The 7,802-nt window shown below is 33.6% G+C and carries 6 protein-coding genes and 1 pseudogene; 1 reads left to right on the top strand and 6 read right to left on the bottom strand.

Translation table 11 applies throughout. The annotated features are described in order from the left end of the window. Positions 1–317 precede the first annotated feature (317 nt). From FOT98_RS33110 to FOT98_RS28720, 5 genes and pseudogenes are all read right to left on the bottom strand, one after another. Positions 318–800: pseudogene (locus FOT98_RS33110) on the bottom strand (sulfotransferase family 2 domain-containing protein); the annotation flags it as partial. Between the two features lie 786 nt (positions 801–1,586). Beyond that, complete coding sequence (gshAB, locus tag FOT98_RS28735) at positions 1,587–3,854, bottom strand: bifunctional glutamate--cysteine ligase GshA/glutathione synthetase GshB (protein ID WP_000425291.1); 2,268 nt, start codon at positions 3,852–3,854, stop codon at positions 1,587–1,589. Positions 3,855–3,928: 74 nt separating this feature from the next. After that, on the bottom strand, positions 3,929–4,201 hold the full coding sequence (locus tag FOT98_RS28730) for a hypothetical protein (protein ID WP_000264853.1): 273 nt from the start codon (positions 4,199–4,201) through the stop codon (positions 3,929–3,931). Positions 4,202–4,367: 166 nt separating this feature from the next. Then, positions 4,368–5,201, bottom strand: coding sequence for an S-formylglutathione hydrolase (fghA, locus tag FOT98_RS28725; protein WP_000053341.1), 834 nt, complete (start codon positions 5,199–5,201; stop codon positions 4,368–4,370). 4 nt (positions 5,202–5,205) lie between these two features. Beyond that, positions 5,206–6,321, bottom strand: a complete 1,116-nt coding sequence (locus tag FOT98_RS28720; RefSeq protein ID WP_000842153.1) for an S-(hydroxymethyl)glutathione dehydrogenase/class III alcohol dehydrogenase — start codon at positions 6,319–6,321, stop codon at positions 5,206–5,208. Positions 6,322–6,443: 122 nt separating this feature from the next. Between FOT98_RS28720 and FOT98_RS28715 the strand changes: the two genes are divergently transcribed. Further along, positions 6,444–6,800, top strand: a complete 357-nt coding sequence (locus tag FOT98_RS28715) for a winged helix-turn-helix transcriptional regulator (RefSeq protein WP_000234699.1) — start codon at positions 6,444–6,446, stop codon at positions 6,798–6,800. Between the two features lie 699 nt (positions 6,801–7,499). On the opposite strand, the gene FOT98_RS28710 is transcribed toward FOT98_RS28715, so the two are convergent. Continuing rightward, positions 7,500–7,802 (bottom strand): Tn3 family transposase (locus tag FOT98_RS28710; protein ID WP_017697296.1); only part of this gene is annotated, 303 nt, incomplete at its 5' end.

Raw genomic sequence — 7,802 nt, 5'->3', positions numbered from 1 at the left:
GGGGTACCGCCAGCATTTCGGAAAAAAACCACGCTAAGAGAATATATATAAGAAAAGAGCCAGAATTTACCCCGCTAAGAGTAAATCGGCTCTTTAATATATAAAGGATGCACAGAAAAACCTAGAGGGGTTCAGCCGAGATACTTGTAGAAATGGGTCATAATCATACATTATTTTACAAATACATCTTATCTTGAAGGTATATGGATTATATAAAGTTAAAAATATAGTGTTAAACCCAAAAAAACACCATAACAGTGTTCACGGTGTTTTCCATATTAAAAATAAGACTATTATTTAAGTACTCTGAAACTGATTCATATTGTAGAAATATCCATTTTAAGATAATGATACGCTTCAAAATCTTCATTAAATATATCTGTAACTAATTTTATAGCCTCCGTATCATAAAAGCTCTGATATGTCGGCAGCCGAGGGAAAGATGGATCTGTAATGTCAGCTTCAGCGTAGTTTCCCTTATGAATCATCTTAGGCGCCTGATGATGCCATGATCTCGTTAATGTGTCTAGTGGGATAGTCTGTAAGTTATATTTGTTTTCTATTTTTGAGATTTCATTAGAGAAATTCTCTAAATATATATAATTGGTTACAAACTCTTCTTCTCCTTGAATATATTGTTGTGAATAGTGTGGATTAAGATAGTCAGAATCTGCCCCATTCGCGTGAAGATAATGTAAAAAATGTTTAAATGATTTTTTCTTTTTGCATGTACTGTCGTTATAAATAAACTTTCTAATAGGTTCCCACTCTGGATTTTCTATACCTGGTGGAGCAATAAGGGGTCACCATACCCAAAAAAGAAAATTGTACATTTAGACAAAATTTAGACACATTTAAACTGATTCCTGTACGTTAAGGAACCGATTACTTAGTTTACTACTTTTTTTAAAGAATCAAATAGTGAAAATTTCGTGGAAATTTGCTTAACGTAAGTTTTATATCAACTATTACGTTGGAGTACAGCCAAGGTACGTGTATTATCTACTATGAAAATCAGGAATATTTAAAGTATTCTAAGAAGAAGAATTGAGTGATAAGCTACGTTAACTACTTGATATCTTAACTAAGTAAATTATGTATTTAATGTATTCAAGGTAGTGCAATGAGAAGGTATCGAATAACCTTGCTTGGATAAACCGTGTCTCTTAAGAGCTCCTTAAGGCGCGTCCGTTACCTTGAGGGCAACGAACGGTTGTAGACTTCGATGTTGCAAGGATCGTTGTCAAACAAATTGTTTACATGTATTCAATGTAAAACTCTTATTAAATTAAGGTTTTTACTCCTAAGTATAGATAACATGTATATCTCGTCTGTATCCCTTTTTGACTTGCTCTTGATTGACCAAATAAGTCAAAATACCTTTCTAAATTTCCCTCTGATATTCCCCTATTTTATCTTATTCAAACTTGCATTCCAATAACCCATTTCTCATACGCCTGTTTCTAAAATAATAATTTAAATTGGGACCTCTGAGAGATCCCAATTAATTAAAAAGTAATGTCTCCTCTTGTTACATCATTTACAATTTTTATACTAATCCCTCTAACATCTCGAAGACTTCTAAATTATTTTTTTGGTAGTTCAGGGAATAAATAATGTAATATACAGATGGTCAAACGTCTGGATTTGCCTTTATACGGATATATATGCATATACATCGATGGATTAAAGTTTGCCTCAATAATTCCATAAGCATTTTTATTAGCTGCAGGAACTTCTGTATTTTCAATAATCAAATCAATACCACTAATATTTGCTCCAAGTGCCGACACAGCATCTACGGCAATTTTCTTATAATCATCGGGAATTTGATCTGTCATATCAATTGAGTCTCCACCTGTACTGACATTAGAATTTTCTCGCAGAAAAACAATTTCATCACTTGTTGGAATAGAATCTTTTCGATACCCTTGAGCTTTAAGCATTAGGACCTCTAATTCACCTAATTGTATATTTTCTAAAGGTGTTCTATGGTCCATTCCTCTTAATGAATTCAGGTTCTTTTGAGCGACTAACTCTTCAATCGTATGTGAACCGTCTCCTATAACATTGGCTGGAATTCGTAATAAAACGGCAGAAACTTTGCCATCTAGCACAAAAAATCGATATTCTGTTCCATTAATAAATTCTTCTATTAATACTGATGAGTCCTCTTTAAATGCTATTGTGAGTGCTTTTTGATAGTCTTCGTAACTTGCTCCGTTTTCTTTAAAGATAGATATTCCTAAACCATAATTTGTTGTTTTTGGTTTAACGACAAAAGGCTTTCCTGCAAATATATCATAGGAACGTAAGGCTTTTTCTATATCACTAAATTCCTCACCTATTGGTACACGAAATCCATGCTGTTGAAGAATTTTCTTTGTTACTGTTTTATTTTCCATAATTAATGGTGATATATAACTATCTTTACTTGTCATATTCCCATTTTTCACATATTCAACATGATTTCCTAACTGTAGTTTTAAAAATTGATCTTGTCGATCTAAAACGTCTACTTGTAATCCTTGTTGAATAGCATCAAACATTAAAATTTGTGTAGACAACTCCATGTCAGTAAATCCTGATAGTTGATATGGTTTATCCCATGCTTTTTTATAATTTTCTTTAGCAATACGGGAAGCTACCTGACTTTGACTACTTTTTATAATCTCTTTATAAAGTCTTCCAGCTAAAGTCTTACTTGGATCTGTTAGCATTTCTCTCAAGTTAACAAATAAGGTATTCGAAACAGTTATGTCTAACAGCCCTGTTAAATGTTCCATCTCATCAATAATACGCTCAGCATCTGTTTTAAATTGCGTATGTTCTAACGGATGTTCAAGAGCCACTAAATTATTTTGAAAATCACCGATTTTTACCCATTCATCATTATTATCGTCTTGATCAATCCAGAGTAAATAGATGAGGAAAAGATGTAGAAATTCTGCTTGTTCATGGCTAATTCCATATGTTTCAAAAGGATTTAAATCTAGGTTTCTTAATTCAATATAACGAATCCCATGATTTTTTAAATCTGAAACTTGAGGACCGCCCCTTAAACGGACAGATGCATAAAATTCTTTTTCTTCTAATAAAACCCCTTTACTTACCAGCGAAGAAAGATCAGATATATAGTTCTGTAAACTACTATAGGATACTTGAACATCATTTTCATTACTATAACCATATTTACTATTTCTAATGCTTCTTACGGCGTCATTTAAAGGATTTATTTCAAAGAAATTCTTTTCACTACTAGGAGAAGCACCGAAGAAATAAGTTATTAACCATCGATAGTGTAAATAATTCCTTGTGACTTTCAGATAAATTTCTGTTTTAAATTGATGATAATCTTTTATTTCTGATTGTAATTCAAATAATGCCTGAATCAAATTATCGCTAAATTCAAAATTGTAATGAATACCACTAATCATTTGTTTTCGTCGACCATAAGAATTAGATAAATATCGACGATATAAAACATTTTCATGATTATTAAGTTTCGCAATAACAATATCTTCTTCTTTTTCGGGCAACTGTGGTGGCATGCTTAATGGCCAAAGCATTTCGTTATTTCCCATAGAACGATAGGCAACATCATGGATAGCTGCTAAATAATTAAATAAATCTCCTAGTGTCTCAGTAACTGGTGTGATTAATTCCATTTGTGTTTCAGAGAAATCTCGCTGAATATAAGGATGTTCATCTCTTACTGAAATACTTTTGGGATGTTCCGTTTTAGCTAAACTTCCTGATAGGTCAACTCGTTGACTTTCTTTTTCAACTCCAAAACGTGCTTTTAATAAATATGGTTTAATACGGTCATTGTTTAACATTTTTTTCATTTCCATACAAACTGTACCTCCCATCAACTCAAATATTTGATATAGAAATAGCTAAAATTATAACCATTATTTTTTTGAATTTAGCATTTGGATATTAATGGCCAAAGCATTTTATTCTTATCCACGGAAAGAGAAGGGATTTCACGAATAGCTGCTAAGTAATTAATCATGTCTTCTAATGTTTTAGTATTAGGCTGAATATATGATCTTGTATCTCTTATCGAAAACGGTTTAGACGTTTCAGTTGAACTTTCAAATAAGTCAACTTGTCGATTTTCCTTTTCAATCTCATAACGAGATTTTAATAAGGATGGTTTAACACGGTAATTAAATAACATTTTTTTAATCCACATGAACTCTTCCTCCCAATTTATTTGTTTTTACAAACTATATAATATGACAAAATATAACAATCAAAAGCACCCACATCTCTACATGCGGATACTTTTGTTACTATATTTTGCTGTAAACTTAAATACTTCATATGCCATTGGAAGTGGGTATTGTTGTAAATAAGAATCATCTTAAATACTTCATATGGAAAGAGAAATGCTCATTTAAGAAAGTGGAAATAAAGAAGTAGCTATGATCATAGCCCTCCATTTTTTTATAAGTTACCATTTGACTATTTTTTTGAGCGTTCTCTAAGAAAATATGTTCTTCCAATTGTTTCGGATAAAACTCGTCTTGACTACCTTGCATAATAAGAATTGGTGGAATAGTAGCTTCTTTAATTAATTCTGAAGCATCCCATTCTTTCCAAGAATCTTTGTCTTCACCTAAATAAGAGGTGAAAGCATTTATTCCCCATGGTACTTGACTAGGAGTTAAGATTGGAGAAAAAGCAGAAACCGCTTTGAATCTCTTAGCATTTTTCAAACCGATCACTAAAGCCCCATGTCCTCCCATTGAATGCCCCATTATGCTTTCTTCACCTGAAAAATTAGGTACTATAGTCGAAGCAATGGATGTTAATTCATCTACGATATACGAATACATTTTATAATGCTGTGCCCAAGGATCCTGGGTAGCATTTAAATAAAAACCTGCCCCTTGTCCAAGATCCCATGCTGCAACATCAGAAACGTATTCTCCACGTGGTGAAGTATCTGGCATAATCACTGCAACTTGATGTTTTTCAGCCAAACGTTGAAATCCACTTTTTTGACTAAAATTATCATCTGTACAAGTTAAACCAGATAACCACCATATAAGTGGAATTTTTTTCTTTTCTTTATTTGATGGTAAGTAGATACTAAATTTCATATCACATTGCAAGACTTCGGAATAATGGCTATACTTACGTTGCTCTCCTTCGAAAGAACGATGTTGTTCAATACATTTAAGACTCATTATCTCACTCTCCGTAAGTTAAAATCGTACGAATGGATTCACCTTTGTGTAATAAGTCAAATGCCGCATTGATGTCTTTAAATTCTAAATGATGAGTAATAAATGAATCTAAATCAATATCACCATGCATATAATCTTCGACCATTTCTGGAAGTTCAGATCTTCCTTTAACTCCACCAAAGGCTGATCCACGCCATACTCGGCCCGTTACTAATTGGAATGGACGAGTATGGATTTCTTTACCAGCACCAGCTACTCCGATAATAATACTTTCGCCCCAACCTTTATGACATGCTTCAAGAGCGGATTTCATTACTTCAACATTACCAATACATTCGAAGCTATAATCCACGCCACCATCTGTCATTTCGACTATAACTTCTTGAATTGGGCGATCATAATCTGCAGGATTCACAAAATCAGTCGCTCCCATTTTTTTAGCGAGTTCCCATTTTTGGGGATTCAGGTCAACTGCAATAATTCGGCTTGCTTTTGCTTGAACCAATCCTTGAATAGCTGCTAATCCAATCGCTCCTAAACCAAATACAGCTGTTACAGCTCCTTCTTCAACTTTTGCAGTGTTGTGTACAGCACCAATACCTGTAGTCACACCACATCCTAATAAAGCAACTTTATCTAACGGAGCGTTTTCATCGATTTTCGCTAAGTTAATCTCATTAACAACTGTATATTCACTGAATGTACTAGTTCCCATGTAATGATAAAGGGGCTCTCCATTATAAGAGAAGCGAGTTGTTCCATCAGGCATTAAACCTTTACCTTGTGTTTCTCGTACAGCACTACATAGGTTTGTTTTACCAGAACGACAGAATTTACATTCTCCACATTCAGGTGTATATAGTGGAATAACATGATCCCCAGGTTTTACTGAAGTAACTTCATCACCTACTGAAACGACAACACCAGCACCTTCATGGCCTAATACAGCAGGAAATACTCCTTCTGGGTCGTCACCTGATAATGTAAAAGCATCTGTATGACAGACAGAAGTATATAGTATTTTTACTAATACCTCTTTTGCTTTTGGCTCTTCTACATCGATTTCTACGATTTGAAGTGGCTCCCCTGGCTTAAATGCAACAGCAGCTCTACTTTTCAATTGAATCCCTACTTTCTTTTTTTATTGTTTACACCACTAAGATTACACTTTATAATTTTAATTACAATACTGACAAATTTGTCACTATAAACATTTTTTTCGCGAGAGGAAGGTCAAAAATTATGGTTATTCATTATAAGGACAAGGAATTTTTCACTGGAAAAGATTTAGCTTTATCTGTGATAGGAGGGCGTTGGAAAATAGCAATTATATGGTGTTTGTTACAACGTTCGCCATTAAGATTAAGTGAAATACAAAAAAAGCTGCCTGAAGTTAATCAACGTATGTTGATTAGACAATTAAGAGAATTAGAAGACGATAAAATAATTACTCGATGTGTATACCCCGTAGTGCCTCCTAAGGTTGAGTATGAACTTAGTGAAATTGGTCATCAACTAGAGAATGTTGTAACAGCCATCTGTGATTGGGGAGATGACTTTAGTGATTTTGTAGAAAAAGATTCGGACGAACTTAGTTGAAGAAACAAGTAAATATCGATTCATTAAAAATAGTGCGTAATTGTATGACTTAATCCATAAATTTGCATACAAAAAACCGATAACTTTGCATCGAATGCTGTAAAGTCATACGTAACGACTAGTTAAGATAATTAACGAAAATATACGCTAAGTAAATTTCGACATAAAATGAGCCGAATTTCCTACTCTAAGGGGTCCCGCCAACCAAATGACATAAAACCCACGTTAATAAATTTTATGGAAAATAAAAATCCGGTTTTCCTGTATTAAAAAATATTTTACAAAGAAAAAGCTGATTTCCTTATCTTAAAGAAAATCAGCTTTTGGCGTAGTTATTAATTTAGAGGTTGATGGGGTTCAGCCGAGATACGTGTAAAAACGGGGCATGAGCTGTAATATATTTCCATTGTTGGGTTTTTAGATAAAAATATCTACCTCATGATTAACAAAAAGCTGATTACCTATGCGCTATAAATGAACTGCCCCAATTGTTAAACAAAACCTAGCAATTGGGGCAGTTCATAGTTATCATTTGACTCTTCTAGTGACCTTCTCAAGTAAAGCACCCTTTGGTTGAATAAGATTTATTTATTCATTCCCATCAATCGCTTAATTGTTCTTATTTGGGGTACAGTCAGGAAAATGCGGATTTACAACGCTAAGCCCATTTCCCCGACTATTCCCCCAGTTTTAACAACGTTAAGAAAGTTTCAAGGGTCTTAAAGAATCTAACGAGACCATTTTCTCCGAATTAAAATGGTATTCTCCAAGTAAATTAATATGTTCCCAACCTAGAGGTGACATATGGTGCAATAATTCTTCATTAAAACTACCTGACCGTTTTTGATATTCAACTGCCTTTGTTAGATGTAAAGTATTCCAGATACTGATGGCATTGATAATGATGTTTAAAGCACTGGCTCTTTGCAATTGATGTTGTATAGTCCGTTCCCTAAGCTCACCTTGTTTTCCGAAGAAAATAGCTCTTGCTAATCCGTTCAT

The sequence above is a fragment of the Bacillus sp. HY001 genome (genome assembly GCF_007558965.1).
GTDB classification, from domain to species: Bacteria; Bacillota; Bacilli; order Bacillales; family Bacillaceae_G; genus Bacillus_A; species Bacillus_A mobilis.
This window is presented reverse-complemented; position numbering and strand designations above follow the sequence as displayed.